The following is a 19,752-nucleotide window of genomic DNA, read 5'->3' as shown; positions in this document are numbered from 1 at the left end:
ACCGTTCCGGTATAGTCCGTTCCGTCCACCGTTAGGGTCACCGTATCCCCGTCGTTGAAGTCACCGCTTACCGTTCCCGTTACGGAAACGTCCGCTCCCTCTTCCGCGGCGTTCAATATGTTGTCGGCCGTGATGTCGTCGATAGTTAATGTTGGAATTGGCAATGTGGTATCTACTGAATACACTTGTGTATCCGTAGCACTTGCAGAATTACCAGCTGCGTCCGTAGTGGTCACGCTACCGTTTACCGTGTTATCGGCATCGGCGGCCAGTTTGCTGCCCGGTACGTCGATACTGTATGCGCCAAGGGCGTCCACCGTTCCGGTATAATCCGTGCCGTCGACCGTTAGGGTCACCGTATCGCCGGCATTGAAGTCACCGCTTACCGTTCCCGTTACGGTAACGTCCGCTCCCGCTTCCGCGGCGTTCAATATGTTGTCGGCCGTGATGTCGTCTATCTCTAGGACCGGTACCGGTAATGTGGTGATATGTTGAATATCTCTAGCAGCTTGAACAGCTGAAGCACCTAAACTATTTTCTACATCTGCAGTAATGGTTTCAGTAAGATTCAAGGCTTGTGCTTCCGTGGCCGTGATATTAAATGTCCACGCCCCTGAAGTTACCGAAGGAGAATAGATAGTTCCGTTCAAGATTACCGTAGCTATTTGCCCATCTTCTACATTGGTAGTAGTACCAGAAATCGTCACCGGACTATCGTCTTCCGTTGCATTTATAATATCATCAACAGCAACTACATTAATGGCGATAGTCGGAGTTGGAACCACGGTTACGTTCACAGTAGCAGTAGACGAATCATTGTTAGCATCGGTAATCGTGTAATCAAAAGTATCGGTTCCTACATATCCATTCGCGGGACTGTATAGAATTGAATCATCGGTAGGGTCGTTTGGCGTACCATTGTCATTGACCGTAACGGTACCCCCATTAGCACTCGTTGCCAAAGGAAGACTAATTGTACCATTGTTACCACCATCACCTCCAAAATCATCGGCCCCATTGCCATTATCGGCCAACACGGTCAAATCGTTATCCGAAGTATTTTGATTTACGGAAAACGCATCATCTTGTGCCGTTGGTAGATTGTTTGCCCCAACACTTACCGTTGCCGTAGCAATATCACAGTTGGTTGGATCGGCAGCTTCACATATTTGGTAGTCTATAGTATATGTACCTGTACCCGTATTATTGGCTACGTCTAAAGAACCATCTGGATTAACGGTCAAAGGTCCGTTAGTAACAGGCGTGACAGTTACGCTCGCTGGATTTAGAACAGCACCATTAAATTGATCATTGTCGAATACATTAAGTACATTGTTCGAGCCAAAGAAACCTTCTACTGCTGTAATACTTGTAAAATCGTTAATGGCATCAATATTATTTATGACATTTAGTGTTGCTTGTGCTTCTATTGGACAGGCATTGTTAGTATGACTAACTAGAACTTTGTAAATATTACCATCCATTATCAAGGTTACATCCGAAACGGTCAATGTGCTATTGGTTTCACCTATTAAATCAGAGAATGTAGAACCAGAATTAGTACTTACTTGCCACTGATAGGTTAAACCTAAATTTGCATTAGTATCATAATTTGGTGTACCCGAAGTATATGAAGACGCAGATAAAGCAGATGCAACTACCGTAAACGTGGCATCATCTCCCACTCTTTCTTCTTGATTTGCTGGAGCTGTATCCACTGCGGTTTGCACAGCCGTCGTCACCCCTGTAGTTGTGCCCGTATATGCCGTATCAGCACCTGTAACCAGACCGTCGCTATCATAACCGGAACCATCAACCTCCCCATCATTATCATCATCAATATGACCTGCTTCGACTGCATCTAGACAACCATCGTTATCTGAATCTGTATCTAAATGATCAGAAACACCATCAGAGTCATTATCGAAGCTATCTATGACACCATCACCATTGGCATCTATTCCAAAATCAGAATCTTTATAATTTTCTATTCCATCGCTGTCATCGTCTGCATTTGGGTCAAAACCTCCTGCATTTTCCGCTGTATCTAAAATACCATCATTATCATCGTCTAGATCTACACTATCAATGACACCATCTTCATCAGAATCAAATTGAGTTCCCCTAAGGGTTATTATAAGGTTTGCAGTATCTGAATTAGATCCATCTGATAATCTGTACTCAAAAGTTTCCGTTAATGTATCACCAACTAATAAATTCGCAACTAATGGGTTATTCGTATCTGGTGTATATGTATAAGAACCATCTGATTGTACTACAATAGAACCATAAATGCCCGTATAAACAGCATTTACATTTGCTGCACTACCATCTATTTCAGATATAACGATATCGGGGTTCTCACCTTGCCAATAAATATCTGAAACACCTGCTATTTGGCCTGATTGGTCAGTATCTGTCGCATCTGGACCGTAATTGTAACTCAAAACCAATTGATTTATTGGTTCCTCAAAAAATACATTAATATTACCAGTTGCATCGCTTGGAATAGCATTACCGATACCATAATAGGTATCATTACCTGCATTTACAACTCCTCCTGTAGTTGTATAATTAAAATTAGACTCGGAACCATCTAAGTACCCTTTTATTTTAATTTGATCTTGCCATGCCGAACCTTGAGGAAAATCAATATCTGTAATTAAAAACCCTAGATTGAAAACGGGTTCGTTAAAATCTATTATTAATTCTGTATCGGCTGATGGGTTAGTCGATGCGTTTATAGCGAACCTTAAATATCCTGTATGCCCACCATTCGTAGCTGTTTGGTAAACTGTTTGATTATCATTTGCTACTCCAATATTTGATGGGTCTGTAGATGTAAAATCTAAAGTTACCCCCGAAATTATTCTACTTTGACCATCTACTGGTGCAGAAACATTTGCAAATACTCCACCCGGAGCACTAAACTCATTTTCCCAAACTAAAGTAGATAATCCCCTATCAATAAAATCCGCACCGTCTACTCCTATATCTGAAATAATATTTCCTGAGACATTTACTTCTGAAACGACGTTAATTTCATCTGTATTATCTAATGCTACCGGTGCTTCATCTACCCCATCAATGGTAATAGTAAGAATACCATAATCAGTGATGTCATTTTCATCTTTAAGGGTGTAAGAGACAATATCTTGAATACTCTCCCCATTTTTCAATCCGGTTACCGCAGAGTTAGTTTCATCTACATCATAGCTATAGGAACCATCCATATTAATGATAAACGTACCATAAAGTGTTTCATAAGGAACGCCTACTTGTGCTGGATAAACATCGACTTCTGAAACCGTAAGTCCTGTTCCTGAATCTGGTGTACCACCCGTTAAAACATTTCCGGTTACCGTACCTGTGTTATTTGCTACAATGGTATTAGCATCATCCACCGCTGCCGGTGCTGTAGTATAAACATTTATCTTAGAAGTGGCCGTGGCTGTTCTTGAACTTGTATCTGTTATTGTAAAGATGGCTCTTCTAGGACCATCTGTAGGTGTATTGGTAAGATTGCCATAAGTTACCGTTGCTAAAAAATCTAAAAAATCTTGGATAGGAATCGTTCCGCCAAATGCCTCTGTAATTGTAAAATTGTTTAAATTTTGGGTTACCCTTATTGTTGACCCTGCAAAGGTGTAATCATTTGATGCAGTTGCAGTGGTAAAATAATAAATATCACCTCCATTGGTAATATACATTAGTTCCGTACTATCCACATAATCTAAAAACTCAATAGTTGCACTAGATATCGTTCCGTCATCAGAAGCTGCAGTAGGATTATTTGAAATAGAAACAATGGTACCCGTTGTAGGTTTAAAGGCTAACTCGTAGTCTACACCTGCGGTATATTCATTTAAATCCAAGGTAGGTGATTCTCCTTCTGAAAGCGTCCATGGTGAAAATTCACTTACCCTTTCTACCTTTAAGGTATTAGCACTTGCATCTAGAACTGCAGCCCCTTTTTTCTGCCATCTATCAACGTTTGTATCATATCTGTAAGCAGATAAATTTGCTTCTCCATTTAATGGTACTTCGTCTTCGGTATAAGTTAATGTAAGGTTAGCTTCTCCTGTTCCAGACTTATCTAATTGCCAAAACCTATTAACAGAAGTGCTATTTAAATCTCCTCCACCTTCATCTAACATCGTTACAACCGCCTCTGGTTGGGTAGGTAAGGGAAGCATATCTGAACCCACAGAATATGTGGATACCGTAATAACTCCTAAATCTCCAGATGCTCTTTCTATACTTAAAGGGATTAGTTCACCAGCAGTAGTCGCAAATGGAATGGTATATTTTTCTTGTGTAGAAGATAAAGGTGATGTTTGCCACATCACTTTACTTTCGTTTAAAACATCTTCACTAATTATATAACCCTCGTTAGTGATTAGAGCTGCAATTAGAGGGTTGGTAATCTGTAATGTATTCGAATTTAAATTCAACCTTGAGTCACCGAGATCAAGAACACCGACGTTAGCACCTGAAATGTGCCCTCCCACAATTGTGTTCACTTCTAATGTAGTCTGGTCTACCTCTAAAATTAAATTGTAGAATAGTGTTGTTGTAGTTCCTCCAATGGTTACCGATCCTGAATTGTTCAGATTTACAGTTCCATCGGAATCTGTTGTAAAAACCTGCCCCGTTGTATTATTATTGAGCCAGTTACCATCTACACTTATCAGTGCATTGTTTTTAACTTGCCCTTCGTTCGACACCTGAAAACTTCCGTTCTCGACCCTAATGGAAGCTCCACTAGATACCGAGACAGTAGCACCAACCAAATTAAGCCCATCTTGGGCCATCAGCATGGTAATATTGAAAAACAGAAAAAAACTTAAAAAATGAACAGTTTTCATAATGTATTGAAAAAAAAGGATGGTTAGATAATAAATGGAGAGACGATGACAATCATTATATTTATCGCATCTCTGCCATAAGAAGTCCAAAGCCAACTTGAAGTGTCAATGGGTTGTTTGCAGACATACCGACAATTCGCAGTTGTACATCTTGTTGGGCCTCTTCCTCTATTTCTACCCAAGGTGTCGTAATCAACCCGTTTACTGATATAGATACGCCAGGGCCAAAACCGGACCCATTTAAATAATTCCAGGTTGCACCGTTATCACTTGAATATTGCAGGGCGATATCTAAACTATTACCTAGAGACAGTGTAAGACCAAAAACATTGGCAACTACCCTCATTTCCCTTACCTCTGATAAATCTAATTGAAACCTGTAGGCTTCAAGACCCAGTTCTGTAGGTGTAATATTATTTATTCCCACCCATGCCGAAGGGGTCAAGCCTGATAAAATAGTAGCCGCAGAGGTTGTCGTACGATTGAATAGCTCGTACGGTGCGCCCTGAACGAACATTAAAGAATTATTGGTGTCTGTATTGTAGACTATCAAACCATCGGGTGGGTTAACCAGGGCATTAACCTGTGTAGTATTCATTCTAGGTATAAGCAGACCACCCGTAGTAGATTGAATTTCTAGCGCAGCAGCCGGGTCGGGTGTTAATGTATTTATACCTACAGATTGGGCAGAGGCCACGGTAATTGCCAAGCTAGACAACATTAGAAAAAGAACTATGGCGTAAATTCTTTTGGGTTCGACAGGTAGAGTTAATGTGTTTTTCATCGGGTTGTGTTTATTACAGTTAAGCAAATAGATATTTTTTGAATTAAATTATTGAATTGTAAGAATTACCTACATTTTAATTAAGACAAATATATCTTTAACACTTAGTAGTATTAACTAATTGTTGTGACCTAGCTCAATTATGTCGTATAACCATCATAAACTGTTGTTTATCGATTAAAAGTTAATTATCAATTAGTTATAAAGTAAAATTTCAAACGTTTTCGTCATCAAAATTCCAACAAATAGTACTACATAATAAATCAGAAACAAGAAGTAAGATTTTGTAAGAATTAATATTTAAAATAAAAATATTATTGATGAACTTTCTTACTTATTTAAATAAAAGCATCAACAGGTATATTCGTTTTTTATGATAAGCAGAAGTGGCTCTGCTAGATATGGCAGGCCTGATAGAAATACCTTTTGTAGGTTTCAATCAACTTGCACCCTTGAAAGTTTACTGTGTCTGAACAAGAAATATTTTTGCTGAACGTTAGTACATAGTAAAATCACTCAGAAACTTGATTAACTTTATACCATACTAAACCGCAAAGAGATTGTAATATGCAACGAAGAGTTTTTATACGGCAAGCCGCTTTAGGCAGCATGGCACTTAGCAGCATACCCCTTTGGGCCAATACAAAAGATTTTGAGTTTTCTATTTTAGAGTTGATGGGCAAGACCGATATCAAACTTTATGGTAAGGATGTTAATCTGCGCAAAGAAGCCCACGATGCCTTTGTTTCGATGAAAAAAGCGGCATACAGTGACGGTATCGACCTTAAAATAGTTTCAAGCTATAGAAACTACGAGCGCCAACGCAGTATTTGGGAGCGCAAATATCTTCGCTACACCGATGATGACCGTATGGAACCTATAGAGGCCATAGATAAGATAATCGAATACTCAACTATACCCGGCACGAGCAGACACCACTGGGGTACCGATATCGATATTATCGATGGCTACCAAAAAGTTAAAGGCGATGTTCTTGACCCTAATAAATTCGGAGAAGACCAACCATTCGGTAACCTAAAAAAATGGATGGATGAAAACGCTAATACCTACGATTTTTATTTAGTGTATACCGATGTTGCCGGTCGAAGAGGTTTTAAATATGAACCATGGCATTATAGTTATGCCCCTATTTCAAAACCTATGCTCACCGAGTTTAGAAAAAAGAATATAATGCAGCTCTTGAAAAATGAAGATTTTTACGGGTGCGAGCATTTTACGGAAGGCTTTTTAACCAATTATATCGAAGACAATATCTTAGACATCAACACTGAACTTCTGTAACTCTTTTGTATATTGGTTTTTGTTAGAACACTATAACCATGGGAAGAAGTAGTTGGAAGATAAGAATCTTCATCGGGTTGGCCATTGTGGCCTTCGCCTTTATCAAACGCTGTAGCAGCAAAGAAGAAAACCCCTATACCGGTCGCGTACAGACCATTAATATGACGGCCGAGCAAGAGATTGCCATCGGTCTTCAAAGCACCCCAGAAATAGCCCAGCAATACGGCGGCCTCTACCCCGATGAGCGACTACAGGCCTATGTAGATAAGGTGGGGCAAAAACTTGTTCAAAACAGTATTGCCCGAGAAACCCCTTATCAATACGACTTCCATTTACTGGCAGACGATCAGACCATTAACGCATTTGCATTGCCCGGCGGACCAATTTTTATCACCTATGCACTGTTCAAACAATTGAACGAAGCTCAGTTAGCCGGGGTTTTAGGTCATGAAATCGGACATGTTATCGGCAGACATTCCGCCGAACGAATTGCCGAAGGCGAGTTTTGGCAAACCCTTTCAACAGGGGCCTCGGTAGGTGGCGACCTTGGTGGTCTTGTTGGAGGAATCGGTCAAAACACCCTGTTAAGCAATGGTCGCGACGATGAACTCGAAAGCGATGATCTTGGGGTTCTTTTTATGATACAAACAGGTTACCGGCCCGAAGAGATGATCAAGGTAATGGAAATTTTAAAAGCTGCTGCCGGACCGAATCGTGCACCGGAGTTTCAAAGCACGCACCCCGACCCTGAAAATAGAATTGAGAGGATACAAGAATCAATCGCGAAATACCGAAATCAGCAGTAAATCTATTAGCTTTTGAAGCTTTCACAAGTTTTTTATATCCCATATTATAAAAATCCCTTGAAATACCTCAAATTTCGATGAACCGCATAGCAACACCTATAGTCTAGGGTATTATTCACTTATCTTTACGGCATCCCAAATTTGCTACCTAGGCACCCTTGATTTAACCCTTATAGCTTTGATTTACTAATAGACGGAATGCGAGTACCGTCATGAAAATGAAACTATATGGGAACACTTACACATTTTAAGAATCTTTACGTCGAAGCTTTCGATAATTGCAAACCACAAATTGCGGTTTTGCTTTTAAAAGCTTACTCAGTTTTTAGCGCCATTATGATTTTTATGGCTATTTATGCATTTACGCATAGAATAATTAACGGATACGAGTTCTAGAACAAACTCTTATCGTTGCTCTTTTATGAAGACACACTTTTGAAATGAAAATGAAAAACCCGGAACTGAAAAGATTCCGGGTTTATTTTTATATCAGACTGTTATTTAACTTCCGCTCGCAGCCTCCAAGACTTGCAATGCATCTATAGCATTAGACAGTTCAGCGTATTTTTTAACCGTAAAACCTTTGTCACTTCTAATTTTTAAATCAGCCCCATTGTCGATCAAGAGCTGTAGAATTTCCGCTTTATTGTATCTGGCCGCAAATATCGCGGGAGTCATGCCCAATGATTTTCGATTTACATCTTCACCTAGGTCGATAAGTTTTTGAACTGTTTCTAAGTCACCCTGCATAATCGCCTTACAAAAAGAGCTGACATCTAAATTTTTGACATTAGTGACTTTTGGTACCACAGGGTCCACATTGATTTCATGGGCCATAAGGCTACTTGACGACAACAAGCACGCTGCCGCTACATAAATAATCGTTTTTTTCATGATGAATGATTTTGATTGATGAATGATTTTTGATTCTATATTATAGACGACATCCTTTACATTATGTTTCAAAAAATGGTCATTTTTAACAACTAGAGCTGTCGTCTTAACTTTGTTTTAAGAATTTTACTGGTTTTCTACAAATTGCCAAACTGTCAAATCACATACGGTCAACAAAAATTTCCGCATATTTTTCTGATTTAAAATAATATCAAAAAAGCCTTATCAATATTGGCAAATACCCCTAAATCAAAGTATTTTTGAACTTCTCTAAAAGCTAAAGAAATGAACAAAAAAGTAATTTTGATGATACTTGACGGATGGGGTAAATCGCCTGACCCAAAAGTTTCTGCCATCGCAAATGCAAAAACTCCTTTTGTAGATTCCCTGTATAGAAAATACCCTAACGCCAACCTTTTGACCGATGGTATGAACGTTGGTCTTCCTGAAGGTCAAATGGGAAACAGTGAAGTAGGTCACATGAATCTGGGTGCCGGTAGAATTGTATATCAAGATTTGGCGAAAATAAATTTAGCCGTTCAAGAAAATACACTCAAAGATGAAAAGGTTCTAACGGAAGCGTTTCAGTATGCCAAAGAGAACAATAAAGCCGTTCATTTTTTAGGCCTTGTGAGTAATGGGGGCGTACATAGCCACATCAACCATTTAAAAGGACTCATTGATGCGGGCAATAATTATGGTCTTGATAAAATGTTCATTCATGCTTTTACCGATGGTAGAGATGTCGACCCGAAGAGTGGCAAAGGATTTTTAGAAGATGTAACTTCTTATGCCCAAGGCAAGAACACCCAATTGGCTACCGTTATCGGTCGCTACTATGCCATGGATCGCGACAAGCGATGGGAACGCGTTAAACAAGCCTACGATGTAATGGTCAATAATGTGGGAGAAAAATCGACCAATATTTCTGAAACCCTTCAAAAGAGTTACGACGAAGGTACGACAGATGAGTTTATAGCCCCCATCGTTATGAACGATGCAGTAGGAAATCCGGTCGCGAAAATTCAGAAAGACGATGTTGTCATCTTTTTCAATTTTCGAACCGACCGAGGTCGAGAGCTCACCCAGGTTTTGAGCCAAGAATGTATGCATGATTATGAGATGCACAAATTGCCACTATACTACGTTACTTTGACAAATTATGACGACTCGTATAAAGGTGTTCATGTGGTTTATGACAAAGAAAATATTAAAGAGACTTTAGGTGAAGTTTTAGAGAAAGCCGGAAAAAAACAAATCAGAATAGCCGAGACGGAGAAATACCCCCATGTTACTTTTTTCTTCAATGGTGGTCGAGAGGCACCGTTTGATGGGGAAGAACGTCTGCTATGTCCATCACCAAAGGTAGCGACATACGATTTAAAGCCAGAAATGAGTGCCTATGAAATTAGGGATGCTATTATTCCTGAACTTAAAAAGGGAGAAGTTGATTTTGTCTGTTTAAATTTTGCCAACCCAGATATGGTCGGGCATACCGGCGATATGAATGCCGCCATTAAGGCTTGCGAAGTGGTCGATAGTTGTGCAGATGCTGTTGTCTCTGCAGGTTTAGAAAATGGCTATACCACAATCGTAATCGCGGATCACGGTAACTGTGACACTATGATCAACCCAGATGGAAGCCCAAATACCGCCCATACCACCAATCCTGTGCCCCTTATATTGGTCGATAACGACTTGAAAGAAATAAGAGATGGTGTTTTGGGCGATATCGCACCGACGATATTGAAACTTATTGGGGTTGCACAACCCAAATTGATGACAAGGGAAGCCTTGGTATAGAGAAATTATAGCAATTACGTACCTTTGCGTTTATGGTAAAAATAAAGACACCGGAAGAAATAGAACTAATGCGCGAAAGCGCATTAGTTGTCTCTAAGACTTTGGGCATGATCGCCGCTGAATTAAAGCCAGGGGTAGACGCCCTTTATCTTGATAAACTAGCAGAAGAGTTTATTCGTTCCCAGGGTGCCGAACCTGGGTTTTTAGGCATGTATGGTTTTCCCAACACTTTGAACATGAGCCCTAATGCCCAAGTAGTTCATGGCATACCTAACAAAGAACCCTTGAAAGAAGGTGATATTATATCTGTGGATTGTGGAGCCATTAAAAATGGGTATTACGGAGATCACGCCTACACATTCGAAGTTGGCGAGGTCGAACCGGAAACACGAAAATTACTTAAAGTGACCAAAGAGTCTTTATACTTGGGCATTAAAGAATTTAAAGTTGGAAATAGAGTTGGTGATGTGGCCTATGCCATACAGAATTACACTGAAAGCCATGGGTATGGTGTAGTCAGAGAACTCGTAGGTCATGGCCTAGGTAAAAAGCTTCATGAAGGCCCGGAAATGCCCAATTACGGTAAGCGTGGAAGAGGCAAGAAGTTTGCTGAGGGCATGGTGGTAGCCATAGAGCCCATGATCAACATGGGTACCAAACGTATAAAGCAATTGAAAGATGGGTGGACCATACTTACCGCAGACGGAAAACCAAGCGCCCATTTCGAACACAATGTGGCAATTGTAGATGGCAAACCAGAATTACTTTCTACCTACCAATATATTTATGAAGCGCTAGGTATCGAAAGCAATGAAGAAGATGAATTTCGTCAAGTGAAACTGGTTCTTTAATCAACAAGGCCATTTCATTGGCGCAAACCGTCACCTTTAGTGTCTAAAATTTTTAAGTTTTTCCTCAACCTTATTCCGCGACCTTGGCTCATAAGCTTAAGCTATTTGGTAAGACCGATATTCGCTCTATGGATGAAGGGCAGCAAATATACCGACCCCATTGACAGAAAGAGTTTTAGAAGCTTTCTCCCCTACGGATATGAAAACCCTAGAGAAAATGTATTGTCGCCTTCTACCCTATCGCTAGAGCGTCACCGATTGCTATGGCTGTATCTTCAAAGCGAGACCAACTTCTTCAATGGAAATTTGAAAGTTTTGCATTTCGCACCTGAACAACCCTACTACAAACGATTTAGGAAACTAAAGAATCTTGATTACACCACAACGGATCTTAATTCACCGCTAGCGGATGTAAAAGCCGATATTTGCAATCTCCCTTTTAAAGAGAATTCGTTCGATGTTATTCTCTGCAACCATGTACTTGAGCATATACCTGATGATACCAAGGCAATGGAAGAACTATTTAGAGTTTTAAAAAATGGCGGATGGGGTGTATTTCAAATTCCACAAGACTTAAAACGTGAGAAAACTTTCGAGGATAACTCGATTACCGATAAGAAAGAAAGGGCCAAAATATTTGGTCAGTACGACCATGTTAGGGTATACGGTAGAGACTATTTCGATAAGTTGAGAAGTATAGGTTTTAATGTGGAAGAAGTTGATTACACAGACATTCTCTCCGATTCAGAAATAGATAGGTATCGTTTGGCCGTTGGTGAAATAATACCTGTGGTACGAAAGCCTATTTAATTACTCGAGACAATCTTTTCAAACCCCGGACTCATAAATTCTTGCGTTTCGCCATTCTCGTCAACATAAATAATATAGGCCTCCAACTCTGGAAATTCTGCCAAAAGTTTTAATGCATCATCTAGATCCATTGCCATAAAAGCGGTAGCATAGGCATCTGCCAAAGCACAATTTTCAGCAATGATAGTAGTCGCTAAAGTATTGGCATTCTTAGTGAAGCCGGTAATCGGGTCTATGGTATGAACATACTTTTTACCAGTTGCCTCATCGACGCGAAAATGTCTGTAATTACCTGAAGATGCCAATGCTCGATCCTTTAGTCGAATCGTAAGCTTAAGTTGGCGACCATTTTCCACCTGGGGATCATCGATACCCACTACCCACTCTTTTTGCTTGACCTGGTTAACACCTTTCGCCACCAATTCACCCCCAACTTCAAGCAGGTAATTTTCAATGCCTTTACTATCCATCAAAACCGCCAATCTATCTATCGAATACCCTTTGGCGATTGCATTAAAATCAAGATACATGTTAGGTTTAGATTTTATGATCCGATTTTCACCGGTGAGGGTTATATTATCGAATCCGACCTTTGACATCAAACTCTGAACTTGGGCACTATCCATTTCAATCCGTTTCTCAGGGCCAAAACCCCATGCATTTACCAAAAGCCCCACGGTTGGGTCAAAATACCCATCTGTAGCTAAATATGCCTCTCTTGATAACTCATAAACCTGCCTGAACATCTCATCGACCACCACTGTACTGTCACCCTGATTAATTCTTGAGATATCAGAATCAGGTATATACGTAGAAAGCGATCTATTAATTACGTTAAATACTGAATCTATCTCTTTTTGCAAATCGAGTGGTTCGTTTTCAGTAAGATAGATTAAATGATATGAGGTACCCAACGCCGCACCGCTATTGACGTTACGAACAATCTTCGATTTTTTTTCTCCGCAGGAAAAAAGGCTCACCAATAAACTTAGTAGTAATATTCTATTCATCATCAATCTCTATCAATCCGTTATAATCAACAATATACTCTTCATTCAAATAAACGGGAAGCTGTCGGTCTTTTGCATTTGAGAGTCCAACCCCGGCATAATAAACACGTGCTTCTTGCTTATCGGCGTGGTCTTTCATTTTAGCCATGAACGCCTTATCATAGACTCTCGGATTGTCTGGGTAGGCAATATGTCTCACGACAATAAAATGTAGCTGCTTGTCTTTAAGACAAACGAACTGCGGATTTTTCTTGGGCTTACTGTTTACACCCATAAACTCAAAGCCGTCGGCTTCGAGTTCTCTACCCACAATGTTCATGGCCAAATTATGCAACTCTTGTTCTGAAAGTTCTTGTTTCATCTTTCGGAGTCAATCAAAAAAACCGATGCAAGAACATCGGTTTATAATTTTCAAAAATATCTTAAAGGCTTTATGTTTAACCTCCAAAGTCATCAAAACGAATGTGCTCATCGGGAATACCAAAATCTTCACCCATTTTCTGTACCGCCTTGTTCATCAACGGAGGCCCACAGAAGTAGAGTTCGATATCTTCAGGAGATTCGTGAAGGCTCAAATAGTTATCTATCACACAATTGTGAATAAAGCCTACGAAACCATCTCCAGGCGCATCAATATTTTCCTTAACCTTCCAATTATCTTCTTCCATAGGTTCTGAAAGGGCTAAATAGAATTTGAAGTTAGGGAAATTTCTTTCCAATTCCCTAAAGTGCTCTAAATAGAAAAGCTCTCTTTTAGAACGACCACCGTACCAATACGTTACTTTTCTGTTAGTCTTTAAGGTTTTGAACAAGTGATATAAATGCGAGCGCATTGGTGCCATACCTGCCCCACCACCGACATAAAGCATCTCCGAATCAGATTCGTTAATAAAGAATTCACCGTAAGGCCCTGAAATTACAACATCATCACCCGGTTTCAAATTAAATATGTAAGACGAAGCAACACCTGGGTTAACATCCATCCAACCGTTCTTAGAGCGATCCCATGGTGGAGTCGCAATACGAACATTCAACATAATCTCTCTTCCTTCCGCTGGGTATGAAGCCATAGAATAAGCTCTTTCTACAGTCTCAGGATTTTTCATAACCAATGGCCAAAGGTTGAACTTGTCCCACTCCGCCTGAAATTTATCAGGAGTTTCGTGTTCGTCTGGGTGAGCGGTTATATCTATATCGGAATACTTAATCTCACATTTAGGAATTTCGATTTGAATATACCCCCCGGCTTTATACCCCATATCTTCAGGAATCTCAACAACAAATTCCTTAATAAACGAAGCTACGTTATAGTTACGAACCACTTTTGCCGGCCATTTTTTGATACCGAACACCTCTTCGGGTATAGTAACCTCCATATCTTGCTTCACCTTAACTTGGCAGGCCAAACGTGCACCAGCGTTCAATTCTCTCTTTGAGAAATGAGGTGTTTCCGTTGGAAGCGCTTCGCCCCCACCTGACAATACGTGACATTCACACTGAATACAGGTACCACCGCCACCGCAAGCCGATGGTAAAAAAACTTTTTGATTACCTAATGTAGAAAGCAAAGAACTACCCGATCCCACTTCAATTTTCTTCTCTCCGTTAATGGTAATTGTCACCGGACCGGAAGGTGATAATTTTTCTTTGGTGAACAACAATAGTGCTACCAATATCATTAAAAGTATTAAGAATGCGACTACCGTAATAAGTATAGTTCCGCCAGTACTAGTTGCTAATAGCATATCTAATTGTTTATTGCGTCGTTATAAGAAATTTCTTTTTCGTCGATATCCTCTTTCTCAGAATCTTTCTTTTCGATTTCAGACACCTTATCATAATCCATACGTTGCTCTTCTTCAGCTGCCGCACCATCATCACCTCCGGTAAGCATACCTCCAAAGCTTTGAAAGCCGATACCCATTAAACCTGTAATGATAAATGTTATACCAAGACCTCTTAATGGTGGCGGTACATTTGAATATCTGATTTTTTCACGAATGGCAGCGATCGCTAAAATAGCCAAGAACCACCCGATACCAGAACTTACCCCATAATTAAATGCCAAACCTAAAGTTTGAATATCTCTAGATTGCATAAATAATGACCCCCCTAAGATGGCACAATTTACCGCAATCAATGGCAAGAATATACCTAAGGAATTATAAAGCGACGGTGAAAATTTCTCTACCACGATTTCAACCAATTGTACCATAGTCGCAATGGTTGCGATAAATAATATAAACGAAAGGAAGCTAAGGTTATAATCGGCATATTCAGACCCCAACCAAGCCAAAGCCCCGTCACGAAGCAAGTACTGATCAAGCAACCAATTCAACGGCACTGTCACCGCCAATACAAATATAACAGCAGCACCCAAACCAACAGCCGTAGCTACTTTCTTTGAAACCGCTAGGTAAGAACACATCCCCAAGAACACGGCAAATACCATGTTGTCTATAAAGATGGATTTAAAAAACAATTCTATATGCTCTAACATAATTCTTCTTTTAATCCTTTATATTAATGATCCTCGATCAACGCTGTATTACGCGAACGCTGAACCCAAATGATGATACCTACCACAATCAAAGCCGCGGGGGGTATAATCATAAACCCATTATTTTCATAACCAGTAGCGTAAAGCCCCGTTTTAGCAATCGGGTCGCCCAATACTTTGTAACCTAACAAAGTTCCGGAACCCAAAAGTTCTCTAAAGAAACCAACAATTACCAAAATAACGCCGTAACCTAAGGCGTTACCTATACCATCTAAAAATGAGCGCCATGGGCCATTACCCAAGGCGAAGGCTTCAAAACGCCCCATGATAATACAGTTGGTTATAATCAAACCTACAAATACCGATAGCGTTTTACTAAGTTCGTATGCAAAAGCTTTAAGTACTTGATCCACCACAATAACCAAAGTAGCGACCACGATCAATTGCACAATAATTCTAATTTTAGAAGGAATGATGTTTCGCATTAATGATATTACTACGTTACCCACACCCAATACAAAAATCACGGCCACGGCCATCACGATGGAAGCCTTTAGTTCTGCAGTAATCGCCAATGCCGAGCAGATACCCAATACCTGAATGGTAATTGGGTTATTGTCCGCTAACGGATCGGTAATCAGGTTCGTATCTTTTTTCGTCAATAGTGCCATATTATTTTGCGCTAATGGTTTGTAAATAATCTTTATAAAGGTTTACACTCTCTTTGATCATGGCCGAAACCCCGTTTCCGGTAATCGTAGCCCCAGCCAAAGCATCAACCTCATTATCATCTTTTGTTTCGTTCAATGGATCATTATTTCCTTTGGCCACATTAATACCAGCGTACCGCGTACCCGATAAAATTGTTTCCCCCTTAAAATCATCCATGAAATAACGTTGCTTAATATTAGCACCCAAACCAGGTGTCTCGCCCTTGTGGTCAAAATATACGCCTTGCACCGTCATACTCTCATCCAAAGAAATAAAACCCCAGATGGCGTCCCAAAGACCTTTACCGTACATAGGTATGATGTAAGACTTCTTACCGTCTTTTTCACCAATAAAAAGTGGAAGTTCAGGAGTTCCCCCCTTACTATAAAGGGCCAATTGTCTTTTCATATCGATAAGATAGGCCTCGTCGTTCTGAACCACTTCATCGCCTTTGATAACGATTTGCTCTTTAATGTACTTTGAAAACTGCTCTTCAACCTTATCGGTAGGTATAAACGCCACACTACCCTCATCTTGGTTTTCATTCACGCCCATAGCGTAAAGAATGTTCTGTTGTTTTTCGAAACGTTCGTTTTCCTGAATTCTATCTTTTAGACCTGAGGCCATAAAAGCAAGAAGAGATCCAACGACAACGACCATAATGGCTGCGAAAACAACCGTATATACGTTTTTATCTGTATTAATTGCCATAATTATGCGGTTTCTACTTGAAGTTCTTTTTCTTCACCCTCAGAATCTTTGGGTAAAATAGTAGCATTTTTAAGTCTTTTCATTCTACGCTTCACATTGCCTTGAATGACATAATGATCAATGGTAGGAGCAAATACGTTCATCAGTAAGATTGCCAAGAACACCCCTTCTGGATAAGCTGGGTTGAACACTCTGATCAATACTGAAATGAAGCCGATGAAGAAACCATAATACCATTTACCCTTATCGGTCTGTGCCCCCGTAACAGGATCCGTAGCCATATAAACGATACCGAAAGCCAGGCCACCTACTAAAAGATGCTGCCAAAAATCAAAGCTCATCAATCCGTAGAACTTACTTGTTTCACCGATCCATCCCTGGTCGACCACTCCGTTAAATATTAGGCCCATCACCAATGAACCGATAACGGCACTTAACATAATTCTCCAACTCGCTATCTTACTAAAAATCAAAAATAGTCCGCCAAGAAGAATTAGAAAAGTCGGGGTTTCACCAACTGAACCAGGAATAAAGCCCCAAAACATATCAGATACCGAATACGACATTTCTGCCGCTTTATTTTGTGCCAAATATCCTAAAATGGTTTCCCCTGAAATTGCGTCAGGCCCGCCTGCACGCTCTACCGCTTCATAAACCCAAACCTTATCGCCACTCATCCAAGTTGGGTAAGCAAAGAACAAGAATGCCCTAATCGTCAACGCTGGGTTCAAGATGTTCATTCCGGTACCCCCAAAAACTTCTTTACCGATGACCACACCAAAAACCACGGCTACGGCCAACATCCAAAGTGGAGTATCAATAGGAACGATCAATGGCACCAACATACCGGTAACCAAATACCCCTCTTCTACTTCATGCCCTTTGATTACGGCGAAAATAAATTCAACAAGAAGACCGACACCATAGGAAACGACCACGAGTGGCAACACCTTAATTATACCGATCCAAAAATTATCCCATGTAAGAAAATGTTCTATTACCGAGAAATTTTCTGGAAAACCATTAATAGCTGAATAATGTTGATAACCGGCGTTGAACATCGAAAAAAGAAGCACGGGAACCAAAGCCATGATCACCGTATTCATAGTTCGCTTCAAATCATCGGCAGCTCTTACATGACTACCATTATGGGTGGTCTCATCTGGCGTAAACAAAAAGGTATGAAACGCATTAAAAGCAGGTGCCATTTTCTTACCTCGAAAATGGTGCTTTAGAATGTGCAGCCTTTTCTTTAAAGTTAGTTTTTTATCACTCATCTTTTATCCTATTTCTTTATACAATAAATCTAAGCCTTCTCTAATTATTTGCTGATGCGGTTGTTTGGAAACACAAACAAACTCGGTCAATGCAAAATCTTCAGGGGCAACTTCATAAAGACCTAATTGTTCCATCTCATCGAGATCTTGAACCATACAGGCCTTGAGCAATTGCAAAGGATAGATATCCATAGGGAAAACCTTTTCATACATTCCCGTTACCACAAAGGCCCTATGCTCCCCATTGGTATTTGTGTTCAGGTCGTATTTTTTATTAGGCTGCATCCAAGAGAACGTCAGTGCCCTTGTAGCCGAAATCTTGTTGAAAATAGGCTTGTTCCAACCAAAAAGATCATAATCATCGCCTTCCGGTATAACACTAACCGTATTGTTGTAAAAACCCAAATGACCATCAGGTTTACTTTTTGAACCGGTAAGAACATCACCATTGACAACCCTGAATTTATCATCGGTCACCCCACTACTATATAAAAAAGTAGAAATCTCAGCGCCAATTTTAGTCTTATAGTACTTCGGGGCTTTAACACAAGAGCCCGACAAAGCAACAATACGCTCTGGGTTGAACTTACCTGTAAGCAAAAGCTCACCGATAATGACCAAATCTTGTGGTGAGACCGTCCAAACGGTTTCCCCTTTATTGATAGGGTCTATTCTATTTATTTGCGTACCGACCAAACCAGCTGGGTGCGGCCCTGAAACTTTATGAAGCTCAATACCGCTCAACACTGACAAGGTAGAACTAGACGCACTACCTACAGATACATGCACTTTACCAGGGGTCAACTTACCCAGGGCATTGATTGCCGCTTGAAGCTCCTCTTCTTTCCCCTGAAGAACATAATCTGATTCAGCGGCCAAAGGTGCGGTCGTGTAACCGGATATAAAAATTGCTTTGGGCGTATCATCGGGGTTAGCTATAATGTCGTAAGGCCGTTGCTTAATAAAGGGCCATGCCCCACTCTTCAAAAGAAAAGCTTTAACCTCATCTTTAGTCGCCGGATCCACCTTTAAGGGTGAATGAGAGGCAACCGCCTGCTCTTTATCGGCTAAGATTTTAAGAGAAAGTATTCGCCTTCTCGCCCCTCTGTTAATTTCGACAAGCTCACCGCTTACCGGAGAGACAAACATCATGTCTTCTCTATTTTTATTGTAGAAAAGAGGTTCACCGGCTTTTACCTCGGCACCCTGCTTAACCAACATTTTTGGAGTTATTCCGTGAAAATCGTTAAGATTTATGGCATAAACATTGCTTAAAACAGCTTTGGTAGTAGTTTGCTCTGCAGCACCAACAAGATTAATGTTCAAGCCCTTTTTAATCCGAATGTCTTTAGACATATTATTGTAGACCTTAGGTTAACTAAAATATGGCGCAAAAATAGTATTAAAAGCAATGTTTTCATAATA

General features: G+C 40.2%; 17 protein-coding genes. 6 read left to right on the top strand and 11 right to left on the bottom strand.

Annotated elements, in window-relative coordinates; genetic code table 11:
- Together IV512_RS18015 and IV512_RS18010 are read right to left on the bottom strand one after the other, a co-directional pair.
- A partial coding sequence (locus IV512_RS18015) for an Ig-like domain-containing protein (protein WP_209405906.1) occupies positions 1–4,868 on the bottom strand: 4,868 nt, incomplete at its 3' end.
- A gap of 61 nt (positions 4,869–4,929) precedes the next feature.
- A complete protein-coding gene (locus IV512_RS18010) occupies positions 4,930–5,652 on the bottom strand; it encodes a hypothetical protein (RefSeq protein WP_209405904.1) in 723 nt (240 codons plus the stop codon).
- A gap of 567 nt (positions 5,653–6,219) precedes the next feature.
- Between IV512_RS18010 and IV512_RS18005 the strand changes: the two genes are divergently transcribed.
- The 3 genes from IV512_RS18005 to IV512_RS20110 all read left to right on the top strand — a co-directional run bounded on the left by IV512_RS18005 (position 6,220) and on the right by IV512_RS20110 (position 8,156).
- The gene (locus IV512_RS18005; RefSeq protein WP_209405902.1) at positions 6,220–6,954 is read left to right on the top strand and encodes a M15 family metallopeptidase; all 735 of its coding nucleotides are present in this window, start codon (positions 6,220–6,222) and stop codon (positions 6,952–6,954) included.
- Positions 6,955–6,992: 38 nt separating this feature from the next.
- Positions 6,993–7,760, top strand: a complete 768-nt coding sequence (locus IV512_RS18000; RefSeq protein WP_209405900.1) for a M48 family metalloprotease — start codon at positions 6,993–6,995, stop codon at positions 7,758–7,760.
- A gap of 228 nt (positions 7,761–7,988) precedes the next feature.
- Positions 7,989–8,156 carry a DUF6747 family protein gene (locus tag IV512_RS20110; protein ID WP_371743323.1) on the top strand — a complete coding sequence of 56 codons (168 nt, stop codon included), beginning with the start codon at positions 7,989–7,991 and terminating at the stop codon, positions 8,154–8,156.
- Between the two features lie 105 nt (positions 8,157–8,261).
- Here IV512_RS20110 and IV512_RS17995 read toward each other — a convergent pair whose 3' ends face one another.
- Complete coding sequence (locus tag IV512_RS17995) at positions 8,262–8,654, bottom strand: ankyrin repeat domain-containing protein (RefSeq protein WP_209405899.1); 393 nt, start codon at positions 8,652–8,654, stop codon at positions 8,262–8,264.
- 285 nt (positions 8,655–8,939) lie between these two features.
- Here IV512_RS17995 and gpmI point away from each other — a divergent pair, with 285 nt between their 5' ends.
- The 3 genes from gpmI to IV512_RS17980 are packed head-to-tail and all read left to right on the top strand — an operon-like array spanning position 8,940 to position 12,118.
- Positions 8,940–10,457, top strand: a complete 1,518-nt coding sequence (gpmI, locus tag IV512_RS17990) for a 2,3-bisphosphoglycerate-independent phosphoglycerate mutase (protein WP_209405897.1) — start codon at positions 8,940–8,942, stop codon at positions 10,455–10,457.
- 32 nt (positions 10,458–10,489) lie between these two features.
- The gene (map, locus tag IV512_RS17985) at positions 10,490–11,308 is read left to right on the top strand and encodes a type I methionyl aminopeptidase (RefSeq protein ID WP_209405895.1); all 819 of its coding nucleotides are present in this window, start codon (positions 10,490–10,492) and stop codon (positions 11,306–11,308) included.
- Positions 11,309–11,347: 39 nt separating this feature from the next.
- The gene (locus tag IV512_RS17980; protein WP_209405893.1) at positions 11,348–12,118 is read left to right on the top strand and encodes a class I SAM-dependent methyltransferase; all 771 of its coding nucleotides are present in this window, start codon (positions 11,348–11,350) and stop codon (positions 12,116–12,118) included.
- On the opposite strand, the gene IV512_RS17975 is transcribed toward IV512_RS17980, so the two are convergent.
- The 8 genes from IV512_RS17975 to IV512_RS17940 all read right to left on the bottom strand — a co-directional run bounded on the left by IV512_RS17975 (position 12,115) and on the right by IV512_RS17940 (position 19,683).
- On the bottom strand, positions 12,115–13,131 hold the full coding sequence (locus tag IV512_RS17975) for an FAD:protein FMN transferase (RefSeq protein ID WP_371743321.1): 1,017 nt from the start codon (positions 13,129–13,131) through the stop codon (positions 12,115–12,117). The two genes, IV512_RS17980 and IV512_RS17975, sit on opposite strands and share 4 nt — an antisense overlap.
- Positions 13,121–13,489 (bottom strand): Na(+)-translocating NADH-quinone reductase subunit F, encoded by a 369-nt coding sequence (locus IV512_RS17970; protein WP_209405891.1) that lies wholly within the window; start codon positions 13,487–13,489, stop codon positions 13,121–13,123. Before IV512_RS17970 ends, IV512_RS17975 begins: the two co-directional genes overlap by 11 nt.
- A 76-nt stretch (positions 13,490–13,565) precedes the next feature.
- Positions 13,566–14,873, bottom strand: coding sequence for an NADH:ubiquinone reductase (Na(+)-transporting) subunit F (gene nqrF / locus IV512_RS17965; protein WP_209405889.1), 1,308 nt, complete (start codon positions 14,871–14,873; stop codon positions 13,566–13,568).
- Positions 14,874–14,875: 2 nt separating this feature from the next.
- Positions 14,876–15,628: an NADH:ubiquinone reductase (Na(+)-transporting) subunit E gene (nqrE, locus tag IV512_RS17960; RefSeq protein ID WP_209405887.1), complete on the bottom strand. Its 753-nt coding sequence runs from the start codon at positions 15,626–15,628 to the stop codon at positions 14,876–14,878.
- A gap of 23 nt (positions 15,629–15,651) precedes the next feature.
- The gene (locus tag IV512_RS17955; protein ID WP_100871234.1) at positions 15,652–16,299 is read right to left on the bottom strand and encodes an NADH:ubiquinone reductase (Na(+)-transporting) subunit D; all 648 of its coding nucleotides are present in this window, start codon (positions 16,297–16,299) and stop codon (positions 15,652–15,654) included.
- A gap of 1 nt (position 16,300) precedes the next feature.
- On the bottom strand, positions 16,301–17,050 hold the full coding sequence (locus tag IV512_RS17950; protein ID WP_209405886.1) for a Na(+)-translocating NADH-quinone reductase subunit C: 750 nt from the start codon (positions 17,048–17,050) through the stop codon (positions 16,301–16,303).
- Between the two features lie 2 nt (positions 17,051–17,052).
- Entirely contained in the window at positions 17,053–18,327 is a 1,275-nt protein-coding gene (locus tag IV512_RS17945) for an NADH:ubiquinone reductase (Na(+)-transporting) subunit B (RefSeq protein WP_209405884.1), read from the bottom strand.
- A 3-nt stretch (positions 18,328–18,330) separates the two neighbouring features.
- Positions 18,331–19,683: a Na(+)-translocating NADH-quinone reductase subunit A gene (locus tag IV512_RS17940; RefSeq protein ID WP_209405882.1), complete on the bottom strand. Its 1,353-nt coding sequence runs from the start codon at positions 19,681–19,683 to the stop codon at positions 18,331–18,333.
- Positions 19,684–19,752 lie beyond the last annotated feature (69 nt).

The sequence above is a fragment of the Pseudozobellia sp. WGM2 genome, assembly GCF_017810075.1.
Lineage (GTDB): Bacteria > Bacteroidota > Bacteroidia > Flavobacteriales > Flavobacteriaceae > JADNYK01.
This window is presented reverse-complemented; position numbering and strand designations above follow the sequence as displayed.